This is a genomic window from Roseibium litorale, assembly GCF_014842915.1.
GTDB classification, from domain to species: domain Bacteria; phylum Pseudomonadota; class Alphaproteobacteria; order Rhizobiales; family Stappiaceae; genus Roseibium; species Roseibium litorale.
The window spans coordinates 217,634-241,083 of sequence record NZ_JACYXI010000004.1 but is presented as its reverse complement, the minus strand read 5'-3'; the positions used below and the strand labels follow the sequence as shown (position 1 = coordinate 241,083).

Here is a 23,450-nt window from a genome sequence, read left to right as displayed (position 1 = left end):
TCAGCGACGCACCGGTCCACTGAAGCCGGAAATGGCCAGCGGGTTGTCGGTCATGACTTTCAAATCCGGCGTATCGGGTAAAAGCGCGCCGGAAAAGGCCTCGAACATGCGCCGGACAAAACCTTCCGGCAGATCATAAGTGATGAAAACCATCCGGGTCCGGCGGTCTTCATCCGGCCAACCTTCAAGAGTTGCTGGTGGATGGAAGACATGCTGGACGCCGTGGATCACCACTGGCCGGTCAGGATCTTCCGCGATCTGTACGATGCCCTTGACCCGAAGCAGCTTGGACCCATGCGCGGACCGCAAGAGGTCGATGAACATTTCCAGGGCAGACGCCGGGATCGGCCGGTCCGTTGAAAGCGTGAAGGCCCGGATCCGGTCATTGTGACGGTTCACATCGTGGTGGTGATGGCCATGGTCATGATGGTGGTCGTGACCGTGATCATGGTGGCCGTGCGTATGTTCATGCGGCGCTTCATAGGCTTCCGCATTCAGCCATTTTGCCACATCGGGGATCTTGCTCTCCGGGTCATAGAGACCCGCATCAAAGAGCCGCTCGACCGTTGCCTCGCCGTCCTGAGCGATCAGAACCCGTGCACCGGGGTTGAAGCCTTTCAAGCGGCTCTTCAGCTCATCGAATGCGGCCTGCTGCTCCGGTGTTTCAATCAGGTCGGTTTTGGTCAGGACCAGCCGGTCTGCCACTGCCGCCTGGCGCCGGGCCTCTTCATGGGTCGCCAAGGTATCGGCGCCATTCACCGCATCCACCAGTGTCACCACGCTCTCCAGCCGGTAGCGCAGCATAAGGTAAGGGTGCAGCATGATCGTGTGCAGAATGGGCGCGGGATCAGCCAATCCGGTTGTCTCGATGACCACCCGGGCAAGGCGCTCCATGCGGCCGTTGTCAATCCGCCGTAACAGATCCTCAAGCGTGGTCACCAAATCGCCGCGGATGGTGCAGCACAGACAGCCGGAGGAAAGTTCAAGAACCCCATCGCTCGACTGGTCCACCAGCAGGTGGTCCAGACCGATCTCGCCGAATTCATTGATGATGACCGCCGTGTCCGCCATGGCCGGATCCTTCAGGATCCGGTTCAAGAGCGTGGTCTTGCCGGAGCCGAGAAAGCCGGTGATGACGGAAAGCGGAATAGGCGGCTTCGGGCCGCGGGGCGGGGTGGCAAGCTGGTCGGTCATGGCGGCTATCCTGATTGGCGGGCGCCTTTGCGCCCTGACCCGGAGCCTTTCACCTAAGACCGCAGAGAGGAAAAATCCAGTCTGCCGTGCCGGACTGAGCGATCAGGCGGACATGTTCTCCAGCTCGGCCGGTGCGTCTTCATTGTCCCCGGCCTTGGCTTCAGCGGACAGCTTTTCTTCCGCCGGGATGATGACCGAACGCACCGTTTTGGCAGCCTGACGGAGGGTCGCAATCACGTCCTCAATCGACTGACCGTCTTCCAGCTGCCGGGCAGACAGCTCGGCCAGCTCGGCCAGAGCCAGAATAGTTGCAGAGCTGCGCGGTTCCACCATCATGAGATTCTTCTCCGAAGAGCCTGATGGCCCGCATTTCTGGGCCATCGCCGGTTATCTGCATGTCCGCGGCGGGAACCGTCCTAACAAAACGGAGGATCTGCCCGTCCGCGAGCAGTTAGCCGATTGTTAAGTCTTCCGGTAAAGAAAGATTTAAAGTTTAGGGATTTTGCAACGCTGCAAGTTTCTCCCCAGGTTGTCCACCGGGGGAGAATTCTTGGCTCAGCGGCCCGGGCTTGCTGCTGGAACCGGCACGGAGAAGCCAATTCCCTTGCGGAAAATCTGACCGGGAGACCCAGGGGTTTCCCCAGCTGCCGCAGATGCCGGTTCTGCCGCGGCAAAGGCGCCACCCCGCACCGGATTGGGCGAGGGCAGCGGAACCAGCGCCAGAGCCACCGGATCGCGGGCAGGACCGTCCGGCGTTCCAAGCGACACAACGATGGGCTCATAGGCAATGCGGCGCGGCCCGATGATCTTGTCCATCACCTTGCCCCAGTCCACCTTGCCATTGCCGGTCTGAACGCCGCCCTCATCCTCGGCATCATTGTCATCCGAACCACTGTGGATGCCGCCAATGATCACGGCACCGGGATCGCGGCGGCTGGAAGCATAGGCCATGACAGGCTGCTTGGCCGAGGTCATGTCATAGCGGGCCAGAAGCTGGTCAGCGTCCGGCTTCTCATTGCGCTTGCAATAATTGTCCTGGGGCGGGGTGCCGCCCCGGTGGGGCAGGTTGTCGATCGTATAGCGGGCGGATTTCGTCCGGAACCCCTTGTCCAGAAGCTCGCGGCTGAAGGCGATGCGCTCCAGGCCGGAGGCCGCGCCCAGAACGATCGCGATCACCGTGCGGCCATTGCGGGTCACGGAAGCCGCAACATTGTAGCCGGAGTTGCAGATATAACCGGTCTTCATCCCGTCCGCGCCCGGTACCCGCAGCAGGAACTCGCGGTTTGCGGACCGCAGGGTCTTTTTCCCGAATTTCAGCCCGGGATGATTGTAGTAGTTCCGCGCCTCGGGAAAATCGTCACGCAGAGCCTTGGCCAGGATTGCCAGGTCGCGCGCCGACGTCACCTGGCGGTTGTCCGGCAGCCCATGCGGATTGACATAATAGGTGTCCCGCATGCCGAGGCGTGCGGCTTCGGTGTTCATCAGGGTGATAAACCCTTCTTCCGTGCCGCCAATGGCCTCGGCCAGAGCCACGGCCACATCATTTGCGGACTTCACCAGAAGGATCTTCAGCGCGGTGTCGACGGTGAACTGCGTGCCAACCTTGAAACCCATCTTGGACGGCGGCTCGGAAATGGAATTCTGGCTCTGCACGACAGGGGAGGTCAGCGAGGCACGGCCTTCGCGAATGGCCTTGAAGGTGACATAGGCGGTCATCATCTTGGTCAGCGAAGCAGGATACCACTGACGGGTCGCGTCCTTCTCATCCAGCACCGCGCCCGTCTGGGCGTCGACCAGAATATAGGTGCCGATTTCAGCGCGGGCGGACCCGGCACCGCCAAGCAAGACGGACGCAGCCAAGGTCAGAGACAGAATGACGCCAATCCGGCCAAACAGCCGGGAACTACAGGATAATTTCACGAAACCCTCGCTGGTCTGAACCGCTGCCCCCAGCCCGAAACATGCCAGCACGCGCTAAAGCGCTAAACCTGCACACTCTATTCCATACCCGATCTGCAGGCTCCATTGCAAAAGCTTCCCCGGAGGCTGCAATTATCATGCGCAAAAATACATCAATTGCCTAACCTGCAGGCAAAAACAAAATACGCACGCATACCGGACTCCAGTTCACTGCCCATTTTTCGTGCGCCACCGGACCCGTCCGGCTGGCCCCCCGTTTGCAAGGACAGGGAACTGATGCGGCCGTGACCTGTCTCTTGCTTTCCTGCCGGAGGCGGTTTCAACTCAGGTTCGTAACGTTCCAAGCCGTGCCCGGCCAGCCAGGCACTTCTCGTGAGGTCAGATGTTCGACGCGGACAGCTTGCATGAAATCAGCACCGGCCCGGCCCCTGCCGCGCTGCCAGCCATGCAGCGCGCCCGGGGCATCGCCCGCGTGTCCTTCAAGCACGGCACGAAAACAAGTCTCGATGACCTTTACCAGAGCGGTTGCGCCAAGGTCAGGCTGCCCAAGGTCTATGATGCACCTCCCGTTGCGGTGATCATCAACACCGCAGGCGGCATCACCGGCGGCGACAGGCTCTCTTACGAAGCCTCGGTTGCCCCCGGAGGGCATGCGATTGCCACGACCCAGACAGCTGAGCGGGCCTACCGCCGCGTGGCGGGACATGGCCAGGTGAATACAAAGCTCTCCGCAGGCGATGGCGCGACGCTGGAATGGCTGCCGCAGGAAGCAATTCTTTTCAATGCCTCCGCCCTGCACCGGAGCATGCAGGTGGACCTTGAAGGCAGCGCCCGCCTGATTGCCGTGGAATCTGTCGTGATCGGCCGCACCGCCATGGAAGAGGCCATGGAAACGGTCGAGTTCCAGGATCGTTGGCGTATCCGCCGCGATGGCCGTCTGATCTTCGCCGACGATGCGCGGATCAAGGGCACGCCCGCCGGAATTCTCAAGGGTAAGGCGGCCCTTACGGGCGGCATGGCCTTCGCCACTTTCGTGGATTGCGCGGAAGATGCCGAAGACCGGATCAAGCTGGCCCGCACCAGTCTTGAAGCCTTCGGGCCGGGCGCGAACACCCGCGCAGCCGCCAGCGCCTGGAACGGCGTCCTGACGGCGCGGTTTGCGGCGCCTGACGGTCGAAGCCTGCGGTCTGCGCTCATCCAGTTTCTCGAAACATACCGCTCAGCCGCGCTGCCTCGCGTCTGGTCCTGCTGAGCACATCACCGAACCCAAGGGGAGGTTTCCTTGAACCTGACGCCGCGTGAAAAAGACAAGCTTCTGATCTCCATGGCCGCCATGGTGGCCCGCCGCCGGCTCGAGCGCGGCGTGAAGCTCAACTATCCCGAAGCCATCGCCCTGATTTCGGATTTCGTTGTCGAAGGCGCCCGCGACGGCCGCTCGGTTGCCGACCTTATGGCAGCGGGCGCTAAGGTGCTGACCCGGGATCAGGTCATGGAAGGCATCCCCGAGATGATCCACGACGTTCAGGTCGAAGCCACCTTTCCGGACGGAACCAAGCTGGTCACCGTCCACGAGCCCATCCGTTAAGTCCGTTCATCCCGGGAGATTTTCATGAAACTCATTCTGTCCTCCACCGCAGCCATGATCCTGACGGGTGCGGGAACCGCTCTCGCCCACACCGGCGCCCTGCCGCATGTGCATCCGCATGCGGAGGTTTCCAGCTTCACGACGGTTGAAATGCTGTTTGCCGCTGCACTGGCGATCGCCGCGCTGGCAACCATTGTCTGGGCCCGCGCAGGCAACGCTTCGGGCAAAGCTCCGGTCAAGGGCTCGCGCAAGTGATCCCGGGCGAGGTCTTTCCCGCGGACGGGGAAATCGAGCTGAACGCCGGACTTGAGGCCATTACGCTTGATGTTTCGAACACTGGTGACCGGCCGATCCAGGTTGGCAGCCACTATCATTTTGCAGAAACCAACGGCGGCCTGTCCTTTGACCGGGAGGCTGCCCGCGGCATGCGCCTGGACATTCCAGCCGGAACCGCCGTGCGCTTTGAACCAGGTCAGACCCGCTCGGTCAGTCTGGTGCCCTATCGCGGCGACCGGACGGTCTTCGGTTTCAATCAGAAAGTCATGGGCAGGCTATGAACCTGCCCAGATAATTGGCCCAGGCATTTGGGAGGAGATCCATTTTGAAATACAAACTTTCGCTGGCTGCTGCCACATTCCTGGCTCTCTCCGCCCCAGCGCTGGCTCAGGATTTGCCCAATGTGAACTGCCAGGACCCGCAGACGCAGATGGAGTTCACCTACTGCGCCGAGCAGGACTGGAACGCCGCCGATGCGGAGCTGAACAAGGCCTACAAGGCCGCCATGGCCCAGATGAAAAGCTATGACGAGGGACTTGCGGAATATGCCAAGGAGCTTGTCGGTGCGGCCAATGCCCTGAAGGAAGCCCAGCGTGCCTGGATCCCCTACCGGGACAAGGCCTGCGAGGCTTACGGCTTCCAGGCCCGTGGCGGCTCCATGGAGCCCCAGCTGATCTACAGCTGTTACGCGAAGATGACCCGGATCCGGACCGGCGAGCTGAAGGAGCTTGCCGGAGGCCTTGGCAACTGACCGCCGAGCCCGGATTGCCCGACTGAATTTGAAGAACGATTGAGGACCGTCATGCCCTATAAGATGTCCCGTGCCGCCTATGCTGACATGTTCGGCCCGACCACCGGTGACAGGATCCGCCTGGCCGATACAGATCTGATCATTGAGGTGGAGAAGGACTTCACCATCTATGGGGAAGAGGTCAAATTCGGTGGCGGCAAAGTGATCCGCGACGGCATGGGGCAGGGCCAGCACCCCCGCTCCGCTGGCGCGGTCGACACGGTCATCACCAACGTCCTGATTGTCGACCACTGGGGCATCGTCAAGGCGGACGTCGGCCTTAAAGACGGCCGCATCGTTGGCATCGGCAAAGCGGGCAATCCAGACGTTCAGCCCGGCGTCGACATCATCGTCGGCCCCGGAACCGAAGCCATCGCGGGCGAGGGCAAGATCCTCACCGCCGGGGCGCTGGATGTGCACATCCATTTCATCTGCCCGCAGCAGATCGACGATGCGCTGATGTCCGGTGTCACCACCATGCTTGGCGGCGGCACTGGCCCTGCAACTGGCACCAATGCCACGACCTGCACGCCCGGCTCCTGGCACATCACCCGCATGCTGCAGGCCGCCGACAGCTTCCCGATGAACCTTGCCTTTGCCGGCAAGGGCAACGCGTCGCTTCCTGCCGCTCTCGAAGAACAGATCCTGGCGGGTGCCTGCGCCCTGAAGCTGCATGAGGACTGGGGCACCACGCCGGCCGCCATCGACACCTGCCTATCGGTTGCCGATGAATACGACATCCAGGTGATGATCCACACGGACACGCTGAACGAAAGCGGTTTCGTGGAAAACACCACGGCAGCCTTCAAGAACCGCACCATCCATGCCTTCCACACGGAAGGGGCAGGCGGCGGCCACGCGCCGGACATCATCAAGGTCTGCGGCGAATTGAACGTCATTCCGTCCTCCACCAACCCGACCCGGCCCTACACGGTAAACACGCTGGAAGAGCATCTCGACATGCTCATGGTCTGCCACCATCTGGATGCCTCGATCCCGGAAGACGTCGCCTTTGCCGAAAGCCGCATCCGCAAGGAAACCATCGCGGCGGAAGATATTCTCCACGACATGGGCGCCTTCTCGATCATCGCCTCCGACAGCCAGGCCATGGGCCGTGTCGGCGAGGTGATCATCCGCACCATGCAGACTGCGCACAAGATGAAGGTCCAGCGCGGTCGCCTGTCCGAGGAAGCGGGCGAGAACGACAATTTCCGCGTCCGCCGCTACATTTCCAAGGTCACCATCAATCCGGCGATTGCCCATGGCCTGGACGAGCACATCGGCTCCGTCGAAGTCGGCAAGCTGGCGGATCTGGTGCTCTGGGATCCGAAGTTCTTTGGCGTGAAGCCGGACATGGTTCTGAAACTCGGCACCATCGCGGCAGCGCCCATGGGCGACCCGAATGCCTCCATCCCGACACCCCAGCCGGTGCATTACCGCCCGATGTTCGGCGCCTTCGGCAAGTCCATGACCCACAGCCGGGTGACTTTCGTCTCCAAGGCGGCCTATGACCACGGCGTCAAGCAGTCCGCCGGTCTCGAGAGCCTGATCCTGCCGGTCAAGAACGTGCGCGGCGGCATTTCGAAGAAGTCCATGGTGCACAACAACGCCATGCCCCACATCGAGGTGCATCCGGAAACCTATGAAGTGCGGGCAAATGGCGAGCTGCTGACCTGCGAACCGGCAGCGGAACTGCCCATGGCCCAGCGCTATTTCCTGTTCTAGGCCTCTGGACAGCAACAGGAGACGGCAAACGGTTTCAGATTGCCTGAGCATCTTTGCACGTTCCCCGGAACGCAGGATGCTCTAGATTATCTGGAACGCCTGCCGCCTGAAGGGCACGCGAGACATAGGGAGAGAACATGTACAAAGTCATCGGACACCCGCAATCGCGCACCCTGCGTGTGATGTGGACCCTGGAAGAACTTGGTGCCTCCTACACGCTTGACCCGGCCCGTCCGGGCTCGGACGCCATCCGTGAGGTCAACCCCACCGGCAAAATCCCGGCGCTGATCGACGATGGCGAAGTGCTGTATGACTCTGTTGCCATCTGCACCTATCTGGCCGACAAGCACGGCAAGCTGACCTTCACCGCAGGCACGATCAACCGCGCCCGGCAGGACAGCTTCACCCAGTTCTGCGTGGACGAGATGGAAGGCGCGCTCTGGACCGCCGCCAAGAACACCTTCATTCACCCGGAAGACGTGCGTGTACCGACGGTCAAGGAAGTCTGCAGGATCGAATTTGCCAAGGCACTGACGACCCTGGAGGCCCGGCTTGGCGGCGGCCCCTATGTGATGGGGCAGATGTTCACCATCGCCGATATCTTCATCGGACACAGCTTTGGCTGGGCCCAGGTGGCCAAGTTCGACATTCCCACCAGCGGCCCCCTGGCCGAGTACCTGGCCCGTCTGCGCGGCCGGTCCGGCTTCCAGGCGGCCATGGACAAACTCAAAGAAATATCATGATCCGCGTCAGCACCATCCTTTCCGCGGGAACCTGGTCTGAGGTTCCCGCAGACACAATCACCCTCGACCGGGAAGACCGGCACCGGCGGCGGGCGGTCATGACCGCCGCAAATGGCCTGAGTTTCCTGCTGGATGCACCAAGCGCCGTGCATTTGCATCACGGCGACGGCCTGCAGCTGGAAGACGGCCGGATTGTAGAGGTTATCGGTGCTGATGAAGACCTCGTGGAAATCGCGGCTGACGATATGGCCCATCTGGTCAAGATTTCCTGGCACCTGGGCAACCGGCACCTGCCGTCCCAGCTCCTGGGCAGCGTCCTGCGCATCCGCCGGGATCACGTGATCGAGGACATGGTAACCCGCCTCGGCGGCAAGCTGACCGCCGTTTCCGCGCCCTTCGATCCGGAAGGCGGCGCCTATGGCCACGGCCAGACGCAGGGCCATGATCACGGTCCCCATCATGGACACAGTCATGCGCATGACCATTCCCATGAGCATGGGCACTCCCATGACTGACAGCAGTAAGGTCTGCTTCGCCTCTGATCAGGGTCATGTCCCGGATAGACGTGGAGTTCTTGGCCCATCCTTCGAGACGGCGCTTTTGCGCCTCCTCAGGATGAGGTGGAATTTGAAGCTTCTCTTGAAAGCTATCCTCACCCGTGCCCTCATCCTGAGGAGCGGCGGGAGGTCGCGTCTCGAAGGATGGGCCCCAAACTCCGAAGCCGCGTTTCCCGGACTTGGGCGATGCTCCCATGCCAACGGACGGGTGTCCGCATGAGCGAGGCTCTCGTTCCGTCCGCGCTGTTCCGACTGCTCACCTTCCTGTCTCCGGCCTTCCCGGTCGGGGCCTTCACCTACAGCCACGGGCTGGAACAGGTGATCGAGGACGAAGTGGTGACAGATGCCGGGACCCTTGCGGATTGGCTTGAGGACATTCTGCGTCACGGAGCAGGGCGCAGCGACGCCATTCTCCTGCGCCAGACACTGCTTGCCGCTCGCGAGGGGAAAGAAGAAGCCGTCTGTGAGATCATTGACCTGGGACTGACACTTCAGCCTTCCAAGGAGCGCTATCTGGAAAGCAGTGCTCAGGGGACGGCCTTTGTCCGCGCTATCCGTCAGGCCTGGATGCCGGAAGCAGATACGCCCGCCTGCCGATTGCTTGAAAAGCTCTCTGATCCAGAGACCGGGCGGGACACCTGGCCCTATCCGGTGGCGGCCGGACTTGCTGCAGCCGCCTGGTCGCTTCCTGTTGAGGCTGTCCTGACGGCCTATCTCCAGGCGTTCACCTCCAACCTGATCTCGGTCGCTGTGCGCGCCGTCCCGATCGGCCAGAGCGACGGCCAGCGGGTTCTGGCCCGGATGGAGCCGGTGATTGCGGCGGTTGCCGGAGAGGCTCAGGCCTGCGGACTGGATGACCTAGGCACAAGCACCTTTCTGGCGGACATCGCCTCCATGGAACACGAAACGAAATATTCGAGGTTATTCCGCTCATGAGCTCTCCCAACGGACCTCTTCGCGTCGGCATCGGCGGCCCGGTTGGCGCCGGCAAGACCACACTTACGGACAAGCTGTGCAAGGCCATGCGCGACCGCTATTCGCTGGCCGTCATCACCAATGACATCTACACGAGCGAAGATGCGGAAGCCCTGATGCGCTCGCAGGCGCTGCCCTCTGAACGTATCCGCGGCGTCGAGACCGGCGGCTGCCCGCATACGGCCATCCGCGAGGACGCCTCGATCAACCTCGCCGCCGTGGCGGATCTGTCCAAGGCCTTTCCGGATCTCGACCTGATCCTGATCGAGTCCGGTGGGGACAATCTGGCGGCGACCTTCTCGCCGGAACTCGCCGACCTGACCATCTATGTGATTGATGTGGCTGCTGGCGAAGAGATCCCGCGCAAGGGCGGACCGGGCATCACCCGCTCCGACCTCCTGGTGATCAACAAGACCGACCTTGCGCCCTATGTGGGCGCGGATCTCTCCGTTATGGACCGGGATGCCACAAGAATGCGCAAGGGCAAGCCCTTCCTCTTTGCCAACATGCGCCAGGGCGAGGGGGTCGAGACAGTGGTAGAGTTCATCGTCACCCGGGGCGGTCTTCCCATCGCGGTGGACCCGTCCTGAACCCTCTCCTCAAGAGTAGCGGTGAGAGATTTTGCTGTGAACCTCGTCCAAGTTTTTGAGCCTGACGTGACGAGGCATCGTGAAAAAGGGAGCCGTGCTGGCTCCCTTTTTCACGCCGGAATGTCTCAGAAACGTCACAGACTACGAAAGTACCAGTAAGCCCGTATGGACGCTGCATGGGCGCATGCGCATAATGCGCCAACCATAAGCCGCATTCTTATCAGCGGTGGCTGCTCAATTTGGGTCCCTGGGAGGTTATCATATGTCGGAGACTATTTTCCCCGTGCCGGCGGAGGTCGCGGAGCGCGCCCACGTGGACAATGCGAAGTACCTTGAGATGTACAAGCAGTCCGTGGAAAACCCGGATGCCTTCTGGGGTGAGCACGGCAAGCGCATCGACTGGATCAAGCCATTTAGCAAGGTGAAAAACACCTCCTACGACTATCACAACGTCTCGATCAAATGGTTCGAGGACGGTACGCTTAACGTGTCCGCAAACTGCGTTGACCGGCACCTTGCCACCCGTGGTGATCAGCCCGCCATCATCTGGGAAGGCGATGATCCCAGCGAAAGCAAGGTCATCACCTACAAGCAGCTCCATCACGAGGTGAATGTCTTCGCCAATGTGCTGCATGCGAAGGGCGTGAAAAAGGGCGACCGGGTCACGATCTATCTGCCGATGATCCCGGAAGCTGCCTATGCGATGCTGGCCTGCGCCCGCATCGGCGCCGTGCATTCCATCGTTTTCGGTGGCTTCTCGCCCGATAGTCTGGCACAGCGCATCGAAGGCTGCGCCAGCAAATGCGTGATCACCGCAGACGAAGGCCTGCGCGGCGGCCGCAAGGTACCGCTGAAGGCCAATGTGGACAAAGCTGCCGAAAAGGCGCCTGTCGACACGGTCATCGTGGTCAAGCGCACCGGTGGCGACATCAAGATGACCGAAGGCCGGGACGTCTGGTATCACGAGGAAGCGGACCGGGTGTCAGATCACTGCGCCCCGGTGGAAATGAATGCGGAAGATCCGCTCTTCATCCTCTACACCTCCGGCTCCACCGGCCAGCCCAAGGGCGTTCTGCACACATCCGGCGGCTATCTCGTCTATGCCTCGATGACCCATCAATATGTCTTCGATTACCACGATGGCGATGTTTACTGGTGCACGGCGGATGTGGGCTGGGTCACCGGCCACAGTTATATCGTCTACGGCCCGCTGGCCAATGGCGCCACCACGCTGATGTTCGAAGGCGTGCCGACCTATCCGGATGCTTCCCGCTTCTGGCAGGTGATCGACAAGCACAATGTGAACATTTTCTACACCGCCCCGACCGCCATCCGCGCGCTCATGGGCGCCGGCAACGAGCTGGTGGAAAAGACGTCCCGCAAGTCTCTAAAGCTTCTCGGTTCCGTGGGCGAGCCGATCAACCCGGAAGCCTGGACCTGGTACTACAACGTGGTCGGTGAAAAGCGCTGCCCGATTGTCGACACCTGGTGGCAGACGGAGACCGGCGGCATCCTGATCACCCCGCTGCCGGGCGCAACCGACCTGAAGCCCGGCTCGGCAACCCGGCCCTTCTTTGGCGTTCAGCCCGCCATCGTCGATGCGGAAGGCAATTTCCTGGAAGGGGCGACTGAGGGCAATCTGGTCATCACCGACAGCTGGCCCGGACAGATGCGGACGGTCTACGGCGACCACGACCGCTTCGTTCAGACCTATTTCGCCACCTACAAGGGGCTCTACTTCACCGGTGACGGCTGCCGCCGGGATGAAGACGGCTACTACTGGATCACAGGCCGCGTGGATGACGTGATCAACGTTTCCGGCCACCGGATGGGCACCGCCGAAGTGGAAAGCGCGCTCGTTTCCCACCCGAAGGTTTCCGAGGCTGCCGTCGTGGGCTATCCGCACGACATCAAGGGGCAGGGCATCTACGCCTATGTCACGCTGATGGAAGGCGAGGAGCCAACGGATGCTCTGAAGAAGGAGCTGGTGAACCACGTCCGTTCGGAAATCGGCCCGATTGCTTCTCCGGATCTGATCCAGTTCTCGCCCGGCCTGCCGAAGACCCGCTCCGGCAAGATCATGCGCCGCATTCTGCGCAAGATCGCCGAAGACAGCTTCGACAACCTGGGCGACACCTCTACCCTGGCCGATCCCGCGGTCGTGGATGATCTGATCGACAACCGCCAGAACCGCCACTGAGGCGGAAGACAGGCAGAAGCAGTCGCGAAACGGAAAAGGCCCGCATATGACGGGCCTTTTTGCTATCGGGCGCTGACGAACTACTTCGCCAAGTAGATAGCCTGAATCTTCCTGGCAATGTTGCCAAAGGCATTGATCAAGTCAGCCGAAGATGAGGCCATATAGTAAGAATCCGGGTCAGACGCGCAGGCGGACATGTTTTTGGCGCCAGTTGAATCTCCTTTATCGCCAAAATACACCCCATAAACGGTTATACCGGCCTCATCCATCGCCTTGCAGATTTTACGCTGGGTGGTTGAAGAGACATTGTCGTAATATTCCCCTTCGACAACTTCGCACCAACCTGGGCATTTTTTCTGATAACTATAATAGCCGCCCCACCAATATCGGCCGGAGTATGTAATCATGGCGTCATAGTCATAGTAACGATTATTATCACCGTCAGTCATGATGACCGCAAACTTCAGCGTCTTCTTATCACTGTATTGAGCCGGCTCAGAGTCCTTCGGCCAGACATTGCTCCAGTTCGGCGACAAGGAATACCAACCCCAGGTAGCGCCCGTTTGACCGGCAGTGGCGCCCGTTGCATTCAGTTTTCCGATTGCCGAAGTGAGTTTGTTTTTTTTCGATGTCAGGGGCTCCATCTGCGGCGATGGAGCGCAGCTGTTCAAATCACCGCCGCCAAAATACTTGGTGGGCAGGTTTTCACTGGCCGGCGGCGTATAATTATAAGGTTGGTCGGTATATTTCGCTGCACCGAGCCGTTCCGTCACACAATTCCGCGTCCCCTTGTCGCCGTTCGTCACCTTTTGGGCAAACTCGCCCAAATTGACGCCCTGGCTATAGGGAATAATCGAAATCCGGACCTTGCTATCGGACGACAATCCCGTGTCGGGAAGCAAAGTGTTGATGATTTCGAGGGAAGCATCCTTGAGCGCCTCCATGTCGCCAGCCATGGAGCCAGTGACGTCGAGAACAAGGGCAAGTTCCACATCAAACTTCGAGTAACTGACCTGCGTCAGGGTGTTTACAGAAAGCTCTTTAGGCCCAATTCCTCCGAGGCCTATGAACATGGTCGGTACCGTGGCTTTGGTCTGCACCGTGACAGTCCCGGCTTCCGAATCCACGACAAAGGTCAGATCTGAGAGAGCCTTGGTCACATCGGTTACATGCGAGGCATTCGCGCGGAATGCATCCTTCAATGCCTTATCAATCTGTTCGTTGGACATGACAGAAGACGACAATTGCGTCGCAACCGTCAGCGCAGCACCGTCCAAAGCCGTCGCAATGGCTTCGCGCTCGCTAATCGCTCTGGCAAAATCAACCCCCGCCCCTGCGATCACAATAACCAGGAAAGAGAGGAGTGCGAAAATTGGAAGGATGGAACCGCGATCATTCGCCGGTAGTTGCCAGCAGGCTTTCCAGAGTTTCCGAGCTGCACCTGATCGCATTGTCCGTCTCCTGAAGGCTTCAGAAGACCACTACACCGGAATGAATTGCATTTTCCTGAATCATCACGAATAAAACCGGTGCGTGGTTCGGCAGGCACATCAGCTTACGGTTCGAGTTCGGTGTCCCAGTACAGGAAATCAAGCCAGCTCTCGTGCAGATAGTTTGGCGGAAAGCCCCGGCCGTGATTGTGCAGATCCTGAATGGAGGGCTGGAACGGCATGTGCATGGGCCACATGTTCAGCTGCTCGCAGGATTTGTTGGCTTTCTTCAAGTTGCAGGGAGAGCAAGCGGTGATCACATTTTCCCAGGTTGTCTGGCCGCCCTTGGAGCGTGGGATCAGATGATCGAAGGTCAGTTCATCGCGCGAACCACAATATTGGCATTGGAACCTGTCGCGCAGAAAGACATTGAAACGGGTAAAGGCAGGATAACGGCTGGGTTTAACGAAGGTCTTGAGAGAGACAACACTCGGGAGGCGGAATTCAAAGCTCGGACTTCGTGCCACCGTCTCGTACTCCGAGACAATGTTGACCCTGTCGAGGAACACAGCCTTTGCCGTGTCCTGCCACGACCAAAGCGACAACGGGTAGTAGCTTAAGGGCCTGTAGTCCGCATTAAGCACCAACGCCGGATGTGCGCCAGACGCAACTGCAATCGTCACTGTCCGCTCCTCATGCCTTTAGATGGGCCTTCCGGACGGATGTTCCGCAGGAAGGAACAGTCTTCATGAGACGGGAGTATTGTAGTGCTGCAATGACAGTCTTGTGAAGCCTGATAAATACGCAGAGCCTGCCTGAGACAGAGCCAGAAATGACAGCTCCAGAATGCACTTAACAGTCTGATGGAACTGACGTTTTCATACGTGGCCCGCGTTTGGCGTTGTTTGCTGCCCTGGAAATAAAAACGGGCGCCGCAAGGACGCCCGTCTCAAGTTCCATATTCCGGCCGAATCAGGCCTTGGGCCAGTCGCGGATGTCGACGAAGTGACCGGCAATCGCAGCGGCAGCCGCCATAGCCGGAGAGACTAGGTGCGTGCGGCCCTTGAAGCCCTGACGGCCTTCGAAGTTTCGGTTGGAGGTGGACGCGCAGCGCTCACCCGGTTTCAGCTTGTCCGGGTTCATGGCCAGGCACATGGAGCAACCCGGCTCACGCCACTCGAAACCGGCCTCCTTGAAGATCTTATCGAGGCCTTCGGCTTCCGCCTGTTCCTTGACGAGACCGGAGCCCGGAACAACCATCGCGCTGACGGTCGAGGCCACCTTGCGGCCGCCGACCATGGCAGCGGCTGCGCGCAGATCTTCAATACGGCCGTTGGTGCAGGAGCCGATGAAGACGCGGTCGACCTTCACGTCGGTCATCTTGGTACCGGGTTCCAGGCCCATGTACTCCAGCGCACGCCACTTGGACTTGCGGGTGTTTTCTTCCTGGATATCGTCCGGATTCGGCACGACCCCGGTCACGGAGACGACGTCTTCCGGGGAGGAGCCCCAGGTAACGATTGGCGGCAGGTTAGCCGCATCCAGCGTCACCACCTTGTCGAAATGCGCGCCTTCGTCGGTCTTCAGGCTCTTCCAGTATTCTACAGCCATGTCCCAGGCTTCGCCCTTCGGCGCCTTCGGACGGCCCTTGATGTATTCGAAGGTGGTTTCATCCGGCGCGATCAGGCCGGCACGTGCGCCGCCTTCGATCGACATGTTACAGATGGTCATGCGGCCTTCCATCGACAGGGAGCGGATCGCTTCGCCTGCATATTCGATGACATAGCCGGTGCCGCCTGCCGTACCGATTTCGCCGATGATCGCAAGGATGATGTCCTTGGCGGTCACGCCTTCCGGCAGCTGGCCATCGACCTGGACCAGCATGTTCTTGCCCTTCTTCTGGATCAGCGTCTGGGTGGCCAGAACGTGTTCCACTTCGGACGTGCCAATACCGTGAGCCAGTGCGCCGAATGCACCGTGGGTGGAGGTGTGACTGTCGCCGCAGACAATGGTCATGCCCGGCAGGGTGAAGCCCTGTTCCGGACCGACGATGTGCACCACGCCCTGACGCTTGTCGAAAGCGTCATAATACTCGATGCCGAATTCCCGGGTGTTCTCGGCCAGAGCCGCGATCTGGGTCACGCTGTCCGGATCCGGGTTCGGCAGGCTGCGGTCGGTGGTCGGAACGTTGTGGTCGACGACGGCGAGCGTCTTTTCCGGTTGACGCACCTTGCGCCCCGTCATGCGCAGGCCTTCGAACGCCTGCGGGCTCGTCACCTCATGAACGAGGTGGCGGTCGATATAGAGCAGGCCCGTGCCATCTTCCTGCATATCGACGACATGGTCGTCCCAGATCTTGTCGTAAAGCGTCCTGGCCTTGGTCATTGGTTCTCTCCTGAAACCGGGGACAGGCCTTGTTCTTGTCCGCGTCACGCGCCTCCTAAAAAAGGAGACCGGGCCTGTCCATGATCGCCGGGGGTGGGGCAAACTGCCCGCAAGACCCCACTCTCTCCCTCTCAATGACTCAAAGCCCCCGCCGCGGTCAAGGCTGGCGAGTTGAGCTTTTGTCAAGTGAGATTGAAACCGCATCCCGGCCGGGAAAAGCTCAGCCGGGAAACCGGTTACAAAATACAAAAAGGGGCAAGCCAACGGCCCGCCCCTTGATGTTTTCCGCGACGAGCGCGCCGGTCTTATTCGGCAGCGGTCTCAGCAGCGGCAGCTTCTGCAGCAGCAGCCTTTTCAGCAGCAGCTGCTGCCTTGGAAGCAGCTGCCTCAGCGCGGACTTCGTCGTTAAGACGCTTTGCGCGGGCGTTGGTTGCTTCCACGATACGTGCGGACTTACCGCGGCGGTCGCGCAGGTAGTAGAGCTTCGCGCGGCGGACCTTACCGCGGCGGACAACTTCAACACCTTCGATCATCGGGGAGAAGACCGGGAACACGCGTTCCACGCCTTCACCGTAGGAGATCTTGCGGACCGTGAAGGATTCGTTGATGCCGCCGCCGGAGCGGGCGATGCAAACGCCTTCGTAAGCCTGGGTACGGGTACGGTTGCCTTCGGTCACCTTCACGTTGACCTTGACGGTGTCACCCGGGGAAAACTCCGGCAGCTTGCGGGCTGCTTCGATCTTCGCCATTTCTTCAGCATTCAGCTGCTCGATAATGTTCATGGCATATTTCCTTTGTCAGTTTCAAAGCGGTCAGAGCGTCCGGAAAGAAAAGCATCCGGACGGGTTCACCATCTTTGGGCCATGGCAGTCTTTGCGCTTTCGGAGACCGCACAGCCCAAAAGGCCCGGGATCTTCATTCCGGCAACGTCGCGCGGTTGATACCCCAAGACACACCATTTGTCATGCAGTTTTTGGAAAGAAAGGCTAGGATCTGCGCCTCAAGGAGATTTCAGCTGCCTGACTACTCAGTCTGCCTCATCCAGATAGGCTTCCCAAAGATCCGGACGCCGCTGCTGTGTCAGCTTCTCTGCCTGCTCCCGCTGCCATTCGGCGATCTTCTTGTGATTGCCCGAAGTCAGAACCTCCGGGATCGTCCGGCCTTCGAATTCCTGCGGCCTTGTGTATTGCGGATGCTCCAGAAGGCCCGTTTCGAAGCTTTCCGTATCGGCGCTCTGCATGTTGCCCATGACACCCGGAATGAGCCGTACAATGGCATCCAGCAGCGTAATGGCACCGATTTCTCCGCCGGAGAGAATATAGTCCCCGATCGAGATTTCCTCGAGGTTCCGTGCGTCAATCACCCGCTGATCCACCCCCTCGAACCGGCCGCAGACGATGATCGCACCCGGACCTTCCGCCAGTTCGTGGGCGCGAGCCTGGGTGAGGGGCTTGCCGCGCGGGCTCATCAGGATGCGCGGACGGGGATCATCCGCAGGCGCAGCCGCATCAATCGCGCGGGCCAGCACATCCGCGCGCAGCACCATGCCAGCGCCGCCGCCTGCTGGTGTGTCGTCCACGGAGCGGTGCTTATCCGTCGCATGATCACGGATCTGCAACGCCTCCAGGCTCCACAAACCCTTTTCCAGCCCCCGTCCGGACAGGCTGTGCCCGAGCGGCCCCGGGAACATATCGGGATAGAGGGTCAGGATACTGGCCTTGAAGGTCATCTACCGGCTCCCGGCAGGCACTGCATACCTGCCAAAATCAAGAAATCATTAACCATCTTCCACATCCGCAGAGCCAAAACACCAGGAATCTGAGGATGGTAGCCACCTCTTAACTTTCCCGAAGGACAGTGAAAAGACTTCCAGGAGGAACGAGCGTGCCGCACTTGCGTCTCAAACTGCCGAAACTGATTCAGACCTATGTGGACAGGCATTATCTCGATGTGTCCCTGATCCGGGTGCTTCCACTTGTGTGCCTGCTTGTCTTCGGCGCACTTGCTGGGCTGGTGTTCAACACCGGCGTGCAAGAACCCTATGACACGGTGATTCATATCGGGTTCTACGCCCTTTTGACCCTTTCGATCCATAGCCTGTTCTGCTGCCGGCTGCGGATCTCGGCGGTCGCCGCATTTTTCATGGGCGTTGCGGGGGAGGTGTTGCAGGCCTTCACACCCAATCATGAAGCCTCCATGGCCGACGCGTTTGCCAATGCCATTGGAATTTCCATGGTTGTTGCGGCCATTGCCCTGATCCGTTCAGAAAAGAAACAGGCTCAGCGGCAACAGCCGGAAGAACAGCTGGGGTACAGCCTCGATACACTCGGCCTTGAGCCGGTCTACCTGTCCGAGCGCCCGTCGTCCGGCTTGGCTTCGGACAAGTAATCTTCGGGAAGATCCACGGTCACGACGCCGCCATCCATATCGACCGCAGGCACAAAGGCCCCGGTGAAGGGGATGTAATAGGTCTTGCCGCGCAAGGGGCGGATTTCCAGAAGATCGCCAGCGCCGAAATTCTCGACAGCGATGATCTTGCCGATCCGTTCGCCCGCCGGATCATGGACCGCCAGGCCGATGAGATCCGAATAATAGAATTCGTCCTCATCCGTTTCCGGCAGCTGATCGCGGGAAATATAGAGCTCGACGCCGTTCAGCGTTTCCGCTTCATTGCGGTCACGGATCCCCTTGAACCGGGTGATCACAACCGTCTTCTGCACCCGCGCAGCCTCCACCTCGAACGTCCGGCTGCCATCCTTTGTGGTCAGCACGCCGTAGTCAGTGAAGGAAAGCGGGTCATCGCCATAAGGCTTGACCCGCACTTCCCCGCGAATGCCATGCGCAGCGCCGATGATGGCCATCAAGACCTTGCTCTCATCAGTATCAGTCATGGGAGACCCCCACTTTCGAGAGACGGCGCAACGCTGGTGTCATTCTGATGCCTGCTTATTCGCTGGCTTCAGCAGCAGCTTCAGCTGCAGCAGCGGCTGCATCTTCTTCAGCCTGCTTCTTGGCAGCCAGACGTTCCTTGGCCTTCTGACCCATTTCAGCCTTCTTCGGGTTGTTGCGGGCTTCGCGCTTCAGCAGGCCAGCAGCATCCAGGAAGCGGTGCACGCGGTCGGTCGGCTGTGCGCCGGCGTTCAGCCAATGCTGGACGCGCTCGACGTTCAGTTGAACGCGCTCAGCGGAATCCTTCGGCAGCATCGGGTTGTAGGAACCGATCTTTTCGATGAACCGGCCGTCGCGCGGAGCGCGGACGTCAGCAACGACGATGCGGTAGTACGGACGCTTCTTGGAACCGCCACGTGCAAGGCGAATTTTCGTAGCCATTTTATAGTCTCCAGTGTGTTCAGTTGCCGGTGTTTGCGGCAATGGCTTCGTGGTGCCGGATCACTTCCTTCACAATGAAGTTCAGGAATTTTTCGGCAAAATCAGGATCGAGATGGGCATCTGCCGCCAGCTGGCGGAGCCGTTCGATCTGAATTTTCTCCCGTGCCGGATCAGCTGCCGGCAGGTCGTGAGTGGCTTTCAGAACGCCAACCTTCTGGGTGCACTTGAAACGCTCGGCGAGCAGGTGCACCAGGGCGGCGTCGATATTGTCGATGGACGAGCGGAGCGCCCTGAGTTCCGTAATGGCCGCGCTCTCTCCGAGCTGCGTTTCTGCGTTGGTCCCGCTCATTTCTTTTTCCCCTTGCCCAGGCCCGGCAGGCCTCCCATTCCTCCAAGGCCGGGAAGCTTCGGTCCGCCAAGACCCGGAAGGCCCGGCATGCCGCCAGGCAGGCCACCAAGACCGCCCAGTCCTCCAGGCAGCCCCTTCGGCAGCTCACCGCCGCCCGGAAGCTGACCGGACTTGGCCATTTCCTCAAGCTGCTTGGGATCGATGTTCGGCATCCCGCCCATGCCCAGGCCGCCCATCATCTTGCCGAGCATGCCCTTCTTCTTGCCCATCATCTTCATCATGTCCGCCATCTGGCGGTGCATCTTCAGAAGCTTGTTGACTTCGGACACGTCGACGCCGGAACCGGCTGCGATACGCTTCTTGCGGCTGGCTTTCAGAATGTCGGGCTTGCGGCGCTCCTCACGGGTCATGGAGCCGATGATGGCGACCTGCCGCTTGAACACCTTGTCGTCGATGTTCGAAGCTTCGATCTGCTTCTTCATCTTGCCGATGCCGGGAAGCATGCCCATCATGCCGGACATACCGCCGAGCTTTTCCATCTGCTTGAGCTGTTCGGCCAGATCTTCCAGATCGAAATGACCCTTCTGCATCTTTGCCGCCATCTTCGCGGCCTTTTCCGCGTCAATGGCTTCAGCTGCCTTTTCAACCAGCGAGACGATGTCGCCCATGCCCAGGATACGGTCGGCGATCCGGCGCGGGTGGAATTCCTCGAGCGCATCGGACTTTTCGCCCGTCCCGATCAGCTTCACCGGCTTGCCGGTGACGGCCTGCATGGACAGGGCCGCACCACCGCGGCCGTCACCATCCATACGGGTCAGGGCGATACCGGTGATGCCAACGCGTTCGTTGAAGCTCTGGGCCAGATTAACGGCATCCTGACCGGTCAGCGCATCGGCGACCAGCAGGATTTCATGCGGATTGGCAGCGGCCTTGACCTCTGCCATTTCCACCATGAGCGGCTCGTCGATGTGGATGCGGCCTGCGGTGTCGAGCATGACCACGTCATAGCCGCCAAGCTTGGCAGCCGTCATGGCGCGCTTGGCGATTTCGACCGGGCCCAGGCCCTCGATGATCGGCAGGGTGTCGACGCCGTTCTGCTCGCCGAGAACCTTAAGCTGCTGCTGAGCGGCCGGACGGCGGGTGTCGAGCGACGCCATCAGGACCTTGCGCTTGTCGCGCTGGGTCAGGCGGCGGGCGATCTTGGACGTGGTGGTGGTCTTACCGGAACCCTGAAGACCGACCATCATGATGGCGACCGGGGCTGGGGCGTTCAGATCAATGCCATGGCTTTCCTCGCCGAGCATTTCGACCAGCTGGTCGTGAACGATCTTGACCACCATCTGGCCCGGCGTGATCGACTTGACCACCTCGGCGCCGACAGCGCGGTTGCGGACCTTGTCCGTGAAGGAGCGGACCACCGGCAGGGCGACGTCAGCCTCAATCAGCGCGCGGCGGATTTCGCGCAGCGCCTCGTTGACGTCGTTTTCCGACAGGGCCCCGCGGCCGGTCAGCTTGTCGAAAATGCCGCTCAGTCGATCGGACAGGCTTTCGAACATGAACTCTGGTCCTTAACGTTTCTCTGGTCCGGGATTGGATACCCGGCCATATGGGGACAGACACCCGCCCGGTAAAGGCGGAACAGCCAAGCGCAAAGCACTGCGACACCCGAGGGCGCATCGCGCTGTCGGATGTTGACCTCCGGGCTCTCTTTACACCTTTACGGGTCCCGGTCGGCTGGTCGAATTGTCGTCACTCATATGGAGTCGAGGCGTTAATGACCCATCCGTCCCAAGGAGTCAAGGAAGACCCTCAGGTTTCTTGACCCAAAAGGACCAGAAGCACAGGCGTCCGGGACCATGACGCTTGCATTCTGGCGCCAGAAATTAAATAAGCAGGAAAGAACCACCTCAGTCGGCAGTCTGCCGGGACGGTCGGGGAGCGGGATACTGTCTATGGATTTTCGCGCGGTCGCGCTGCCAATCGGCAAGCTCATGATGCTGATCGCGGCCTTCATGCTGGTTCCGGCTGCGGTCGACATGGCGGCGGGAAATCCGGATTGGCGGGTCTTCTCCACCTCGGCTGTTGTCATCGGGTGCTTCGGTGCCCTCACAACGGCTGCCCTGTCCGGCAGGGAATATGCCTTCCGCCGTCGCGAAGCCTTCTTCTTCGTCAACGCCGCCTGGCTGGCGTTCACGCTCGCAGGCGCTATCCCGCTTTATGGCAGCAGCATCGAGATTTCCTTCGCGGGCGCCTTTTTCGAAGCCGCTTCCGGCCTGACCACCACCGGGTCAACCGTTCTGACCGGTCTCGACACGATGCCCCCCGGCATCCTGCTCTGGCGCTCACTGCTGCAATGGATTGGCGGCATCGGCATTGTCGTGATCGGGATCTGGCTTCTCCCGGGCCTGCGCGTCGGTGGCAGCCAGCTCTTCGCACTTGAATCCTCGGAAAAGGCCAACAAGCCCTATGGCCGCATCGAGCCCTTCGTCGCCCGTTTGATGATCCTTTATGGCGGCCTGACTGTCAGCTGCACGCTGCTTTATATGGTCTGCGGCATGACCTTCTTCCAGGCGGTCAATCACGCGATGACCACCGTTTCCACTGGCGGCTATTCCACCTCCGACAGCTCGTTCGGCCAATTTCAGGGTACCGCGGTCTTCTGGGTCGCCATCGTCTTCATGATGCTCTCGGCCATGCCGTTCCTGTCGCTGATCCGGATTGCCGAGGGCAAGCCGATCGATGACAAACAGCAAATCCAGGCCCTCTTCATCATCGTCTTCATCGCCAGCTTCATGGTGTTCCTCACCGAACGCTGGATGGACGACGATCCGCCTTTCCACCTCTACACCATCGCGGTGTTCAACGTGGTTTCGGTCATCACCACGACCGGATATGCGGCCAAGGACTATCTCCTCAGCGGCAATTTCGTCATCGCGATCTTCTTCCTGATCACCTTCCTCGGCGGCTGCAGCGGCTCCACGGCGGGCGGCTTCAAGATGTTCCGTCTGGTGATCCTGCTCAGCTTTATCCGCTCGCTGCTGCGGCGCATGGTGATGCCACACCGCATCCAGCCCGCCCGCTATTCCGGCAAGCCGGTCAGCAATCCGGTTCTGGAAGGTATTCTCGTCTTCTCGATCCTTTACGCCGGAACTTTCGCGATTTTCGCCGCCATCTATGCCTGCATGGGCATGTCACCGGACACAGCGCTCAGTGCCTCAATCACGGCCTTGGCAAACGTTGGCCCTGGCGTCGGCGACATCATCGGCCCTTCCGGCACGTTCCAAACCGTACCGGAAGCCGCCAAGTGGCTGCTCGCCATCCAGATGATCCTTGGCCGCCTCGAAATCATCGGCGCACTCTTGCTGGTGACACCGGATTTCTGGATGGAAACCTGAGGTGAC

The 23,450-nt window shown here is 60.3% G+C and carries 25 protein-coding genes; 13 read left to right on the top strand and 12 right to left on the bottom strand.

Annotated elements, in window-relative coordinates; all coding sequences use genetic code 11:
• The 3 genes from IG616_RS08905 to IG616_RS08895 form a co-directional block, all read right to left on the bottom strand.
• Complete coding sequence (locus IG616_RS08905) at positions 1-1,194, bottom strand: CobW family GTP-binding protein (RefSeq protein ID WP_192147793.1); 1,194 nt, start codon at positions 1,192-1,194, stop codon at positions 1-3.
• 102 nt (positions 1,195-1,296) lie between these two features.
• The gene (locus IG616_RS08900) at positions 1,297-1,530 is read right to left on the bottom strand and encodes a hypothetical protein (protein ID WP_192147792.1); all 234 of its coding nucleotides are present in this window, start codon (positions 1,528-1,530) and stop codon (positions 1,297-1,299) included.
• Positions 1,531-1,749: 219 nt separating this feature from the next.
• The gene (locus IG616_RS08895; RefSeq protein WP_209007383.1) at positions 1,750-3,114 is read right to left on the bottom strand and encodes a D-alanyl-D-alanine carboxypeptidase family protein; all 1,365 of its coding nucleotides are present in this window, start codon (positions 3,112-3,114) and stop codon (positions 1,750-1,752) included.
• A 382-nt stretch (positions 3,115-3,496) separates the two neighbouring features.
• Here IG616_RS08895 and IG616_RS08890 point away from each other — a divergent pair, with 382 nt between their 5' ends.
• From IG616_RS08890 to acs, 11 genes are all read left to right on the top strand, one after another.
• Positions 3,497-4,366: an urease accessory protein UreD gene (locus tag IG616_RS08890; protein WP_192147791.1), complete on the top strand. Its 870-nt coding sequence runs from the start codon at positions 3,497-3,499 to the stop codon at positions 4,364-4,366.
• 30 nt (positions 4,367-4,396) lie between these two features.
• The gene (locus tag IG616_RS08885; protein WP_073014623.1) at positions 4,397-4,699 is read left to right on the top strand and encodes an urease subunit gamma; all 303 of its coding nucleotides are present in this window, start codon (positions 4,397-4,399) and stop codon (positions 4,697-4,699) included.
• Positions 4,700-4,723: 24 nt separating this feature from the next.
• A complete protein-coding gene (locus tag IG616_RS08880; protein ID WP_192147790.1) occupies positions 4,724-4,954 on the top strand; it encodes a hypothetical protein in 231 nt (76 codons plus the stop codon).
• A complete protein-coding gene (locus IG616_RS08875) occupies positions 4,951-5,256 on the top strand; it encodes an urease subunit beta (protein ID WP_192147789.1) in 306 nt (101 codons plus the stop codon). Before IG616_RS08880 ends, IG616_RS08875 begins: the two co-directional genes overlap by 4 nt.
• A 44-nt stretch (positions 5,257-5,300) precedes the next feature.
• Complete coding sequence (locus tag IG616_RS08870; RefSeq protein ID WP_192147788.1) at positions 5,301-5,726, top strand: lysozyme inhibitor LprI family protein; 426 nt, start codon at positions 5,301-5,303, stop codon at positions 5,724-5,726.
• Positions 5,727-5,777: 51 nt separating this feature from the next.
• On the top strand, positions 5,778-7,490 hold the full coding sequence (ureC, locus tag IG616_RS08865) for an urease subunit alpha (protein WP_192147787.1): 1,713 nt from the start codon (positions 5,778-5,780) through the stop codon (positions 7,488-7,490).
• 137 nt (positions 7,491-7,627) lie between these two features.
• The gene (locus IG616_RS08860; RefSeq protein WP_192147786.1) at positions 7,628-8,233 is read left to right on the top strand and encodes a glutathione S-transferase family protein; all 606 of its coding nucleotides are present in this window, start codon (positions 7,628-7,630) and stop codon (positions 8,231-8,233) included.
• Positions 8,230-8,748, top strand: coding sequence for an urease accessory protein UreE (locus tag IG616_RS08855; RefSeq protein WP_192147785.1), 519 nt, complete (start codon positions 8,230-8,232; stop codon positions 8,746-8,748). Before IG616_RS08860 ends, IG616_RS08855 begins: the two co-directional genes overlap by 4 nt.
• 258 nt (positions 8,749-9,006) lie before the next feature.
• Positions 9,007-9,726 (top strand): urease accessory protein UreF, encoded by a 720-nt coding sequence (locus IG616_RS08850; RefSeq protein ID WP_192147784.1) that lies wholly within the window; start codon positions 9,007-9,009, stop codon positions 9,724-9,726.
• The gene (gene ureG, locus IG616_RS08845; RefSeq protein WP_192147783.1) at positions 9,723-10,355 is read left to right on the top strand and encodes an urease accessory protein UreG; all 633 of its coding nucleotides are present in this window, start codon (positions 9,723-9,725) and stop codon (positions 10,353-10,355) included. The genes IG616_RS08850 and ureG overlap by 4 nt, the downstream gene beginning before the upstream one ends.
• A 262-nt stretch (positions 10,356-10,617) precedes the next feature.
• Positions 10,618-12,555, top strand: a complete 1,938-nt coding sequence (gene acs / locus IG616_RS08840; protein ID WP_192147782.1) for an acetate--CoA ligase — start codon at positions 10,618-10,620, stop codon at positions 12,553-12,555.
• Between the two features lie 80 nt (positions 12,556-12,635).
• Here acs and IG616_RS08835 read toward each other — a convergent pair whose 3' ends face one another.
• The 5 genes from IG616_RS08835 to trmD form a co-directional block, all read right to left on the bottom strand.
• Positions 12,636-14,006 carry a pilus assembly protein gene (locus IG616_RS08835; protein WP_192147781.1) on the bottom strand — a complete coding sequence of 457 codons (1,371 nt, stop codon included), beginning with the start codon at positions 14,004-14,006 and terminating at the stop codon, positions 12,636-12,638.
• A gap of 104 nt (positions 14,007-14,110) precedes the next feature.
• A complete protein-coding gene (locus tag IG616_RS08830; RefSeq protein WP_192147780.1) occupies positions 14,111-14,668 on the bottom strand; it encodes an HNH endonuclease in 558 nt (185 codons plus the stop codon).
• A 289-nt stretch (positions 14,669-14,957) separates the two neighbouring features.
• Positions 14,958-16,370: a 3-isopropylmalate dehydratase large subunit gene (leuC, locus tag IG616_RS08825; RefSeq protein WP_192147779.1), complete on the bottom strand. Its 1,413-nt coding sequence runs from the start codon at positions 16,368-16,370 to the stop codon at positions 14,958-14,960.
• Positions 16,371-16,675: 305 nt separating this feature from the next.
• Positions 16,676-17,152 (bottom strand): 50S ribosomal protein L19, encoded by a 477-nt coding sequence (gene rplS / locus IG616_RS08820; protein WP_192147778.1) that lies wholly within the window; start codon positions 17,150-17,152, stop codon positions 16,676-16,678.
• Positions 17,153-17,397: 245 nt separating this feature from the next.
• Complete coding sequence (trmD, locus tag IG616_RS08815; RefSeq protein ID WP_192147777.1) at positions 17,398-18,099, bottom strand: tRNA (guanosine(37)-N1)-methyltransferase TrmD; 702 nt, start codon at positions 18,097-18,099, stop codon at positions 17,398-17,400.
• 155 nt (positions 18,100-18,254) lie between these two features.
• Between trmD and IG616_RS08810 the strand changes: the two genes are divergently transcribed.
• Positions 18,255-18,758 (top strand): VanZ family protein, encoded by a 504-nt coding sequence (locus IG616_RS08810; protein WP_192147776.1) that lies wholly within the window; start codon positions 18,255-18,257, stop codon positions 18,756-18,758.
• Here the strand turns inward: IG616_RS08810 and rimM are convergent.
• Genes rimM through ffh form a run of 4 tightly spaced genes read right to left on the bottom strand, consistent with a single transcriptional unit; the run spans position 18,713 to position 21,605 of the window.
• Positions 18,713-19,261 carry a ribosome maturation factor RimM gene (gene rimM, locus IG616_RS08805; protein WP_192147775.1) on the bottom strand — a complete coding sequence of 183 codons (549 nt, stop codon included), beginning with the start codon at positions 19,259-19,261 and terminating at the stop codon, positions 18,713-18,715. The genes IG616_RS08810 and rimM overlap by 46 nt on opposite strands.
• 55 nt (positions 19,262-19,316) lie before the next feature.
• Positions 19,317-19,700: a 30S ribosomal protein S16 gene (gene rpsP / locus IG616_RS08800; RefSeq protein ID WP_073014607.1), complete on the bottom strand. Its 384-nt coding sequence runs from the start codon at positions 19,698-19,700 to the stop codon at positions 19,317-19,319.
• Between the two features lie 19 nt (positions 19,701-19,719).
• On the bottom strand, positions 19,720-20,049 hold the full coding sequence (locus IG616_RS08795) for a chorismate mutase (protein WP_192147774.1): 330 nt from the start codon (positions 20,047-20,049) through the stop codon (positions 19,720-19,722).
• Complete coding sequence (ffh, locus tag IG616_RS08790) at positions 20,046-21,605, bottom strand: signal recognition particle protein (RefSeq protein ID WP_192147773.1); 1,560 nt, start codon at positions 21,603-21,605, stop codon at positions 20,046-20,048. The genes IG616_RS08795 and ffh overlap by 4 nt, the downstream gene beginning before the upstream one ends.
• A 396-nt stretch (positions 21,606-22,001) precedes the next feature.
• Here ffh and IG616_RS08785 point away from each other — a divergent pair, with 396 nt between their 5' ends.
• Positions 22,002-23,444 carry a TrkH family potassium uptake protein gene (locus tag IG616_RS08785; RefSeq protein WP_192147772.1) on the top strand — a complete coding sequence of 481 codons (1,443 nt, stop codon included), beginning with the start codon at positions 22,002-22,004 and terminating at the stop codon, positions 23,442-23,444.
• The last annotated feature ends 6 nt before the right edge of the window (positions 23,445-23,450 follow it).

What these genes read in the sequence shown, in the direction of transcription:
- IG616_RS08905 (WP_192147793.1), bottom strand. Translation starts at nt 1,194, where the DNA reads ATGACCGACCAGCTTGCCACCCCGCCCCGCGGCCCGAAGCCGCCTATT.
- IG616_RS08900 (WP_192147792.1), bottom strand. Translation starts at nt 1,530, where the DNA reads ATGATGGTGGAACCGCGCAGCTCTGCAACTATTCTGGCTCTGGCCGAG.
- IG616_RS08890 (WP_192147791.1), top strand. Translation starts at nt 3,497, where the DNA reads ATGTTCGACGCGGACAGCTTGCATGAAATCAGCACCGGCCCGGCCCCT.
- IG616_RS08880 (WP_192147790.1), top strand. Translation starts at nt 4,724, where the DNA reads ATGAAACTCATTCTGTCCTCCACCGCAGCCATGATCCTGACGGGTGCG.
- ureC (WP_192147787.1), top strand. Translation starts at nt 5,778, where the DNA reads ATGCCCTATAAGATGTCCCGTGCCGCCTATGCTGACATGTTCGGCCCG.
- IG616_RS08860 (WP_192147786.1), top strand. Translation starts at nt 7,628, where the DNA reads ATGTACAAAGTCATCGGACACCCGCAATCGCGCACCCTGCGTGTGATG.
- IG616_RS08855 (WP_192147785.1), top strand. Translation starts at nt 8,230, where the DNA reads ATGATCCGCGTCAGCACCATCCTTTCCGCGGGAACCTGGTCTGAGGTT.
- IG616_RS08850 (WP_192147784.1), top strand. Translation starts at nt 9,007, where the DNA reads ATGAGCGAGGCTCTCGTTCCGTCCGCGCTGTTCCGACTGCTCACCTTC.
- ureG (WP_192147783.1), top strand. Translation starts at nt 9,723, where the DNA reads ATGAGCTCTCCCAACGGACCTCTTCGCGTCGGCATCGGCGGCCCGGTT.
- acs (WP_192147782.1), top strand. Translation starts at nt 10,618, where the DNA reads ATGTCGGAGACTATTTTCCCCGTGCCGGCGGAGGTCGCGGAGCGCGCC.
- IG616_RS08835 (WP_192147781.1), bottom strand. Translation starts at nt 14,006, where the DNA reads ATGCGATCAGGTGCAGCTCGGAAACTCTGGAAAGCCTGCTGGCAACTA.
- leuC (WP_192147779.1), bottom strand. Translation starts at nt 16,370, where the DNA reads ATGACCAAGGCCAGGACGCTTTACGACAAGATCTGGGACGACCATGTC.
- rplS (WP_192147778.1), bottom strand. Translation starts at nt 17,152, where the DNA reads ATGAACATTATCGAGCAGCTGAATGCTGAAGAAATGGCGAAGATCGAA.
- trmD (WP_192147777.1), bottom strand. Translation starts at nt 18,099, where the DNA reads ATGACCTTCAAGGCCAGTATCCTGACCCTCTATCCCGATATGTTCCCG.
- rimM (WP_192147775.1), bottom strand. Translation starts at nt 19,261, where the DNA reads ATGACTGATACTGATGAGAGCAAGGTCTTGATGGCCATCATCGGCGCT.
- rpsP (WP_073014607.1), bottom strand. Translation starts at nt 19,700, where the DNA reads ATGGCTACGAAAATTCGCCTTGCACGTGGCGGTTCCAAGAAGCGTCCG.
- IG616_RS08795 (WP_192147774.1), bottom strand. Translation starts at nt 20,049, where the DNA reads ATGAGCGGGACCAACGCAGAAACGCAGCTCGGAGAGAGCGCGGCCATT.
- ffh (WP_192147773.1), bottom strand. Translation starts at nt 21,605, where the DNA reads ATGTTCGAAAGCCTGTCCGATCGACTGAGCGGCATTTTCGACAAGCTG.
- IG616_RS08785 (WP_192147772.1), top strand. Translation starts at nt 22,002, where the DNA reads ATGGATTTTCGCGCGGTCGCGCTGCCAATCGGCAAGCTCATGATGCTG.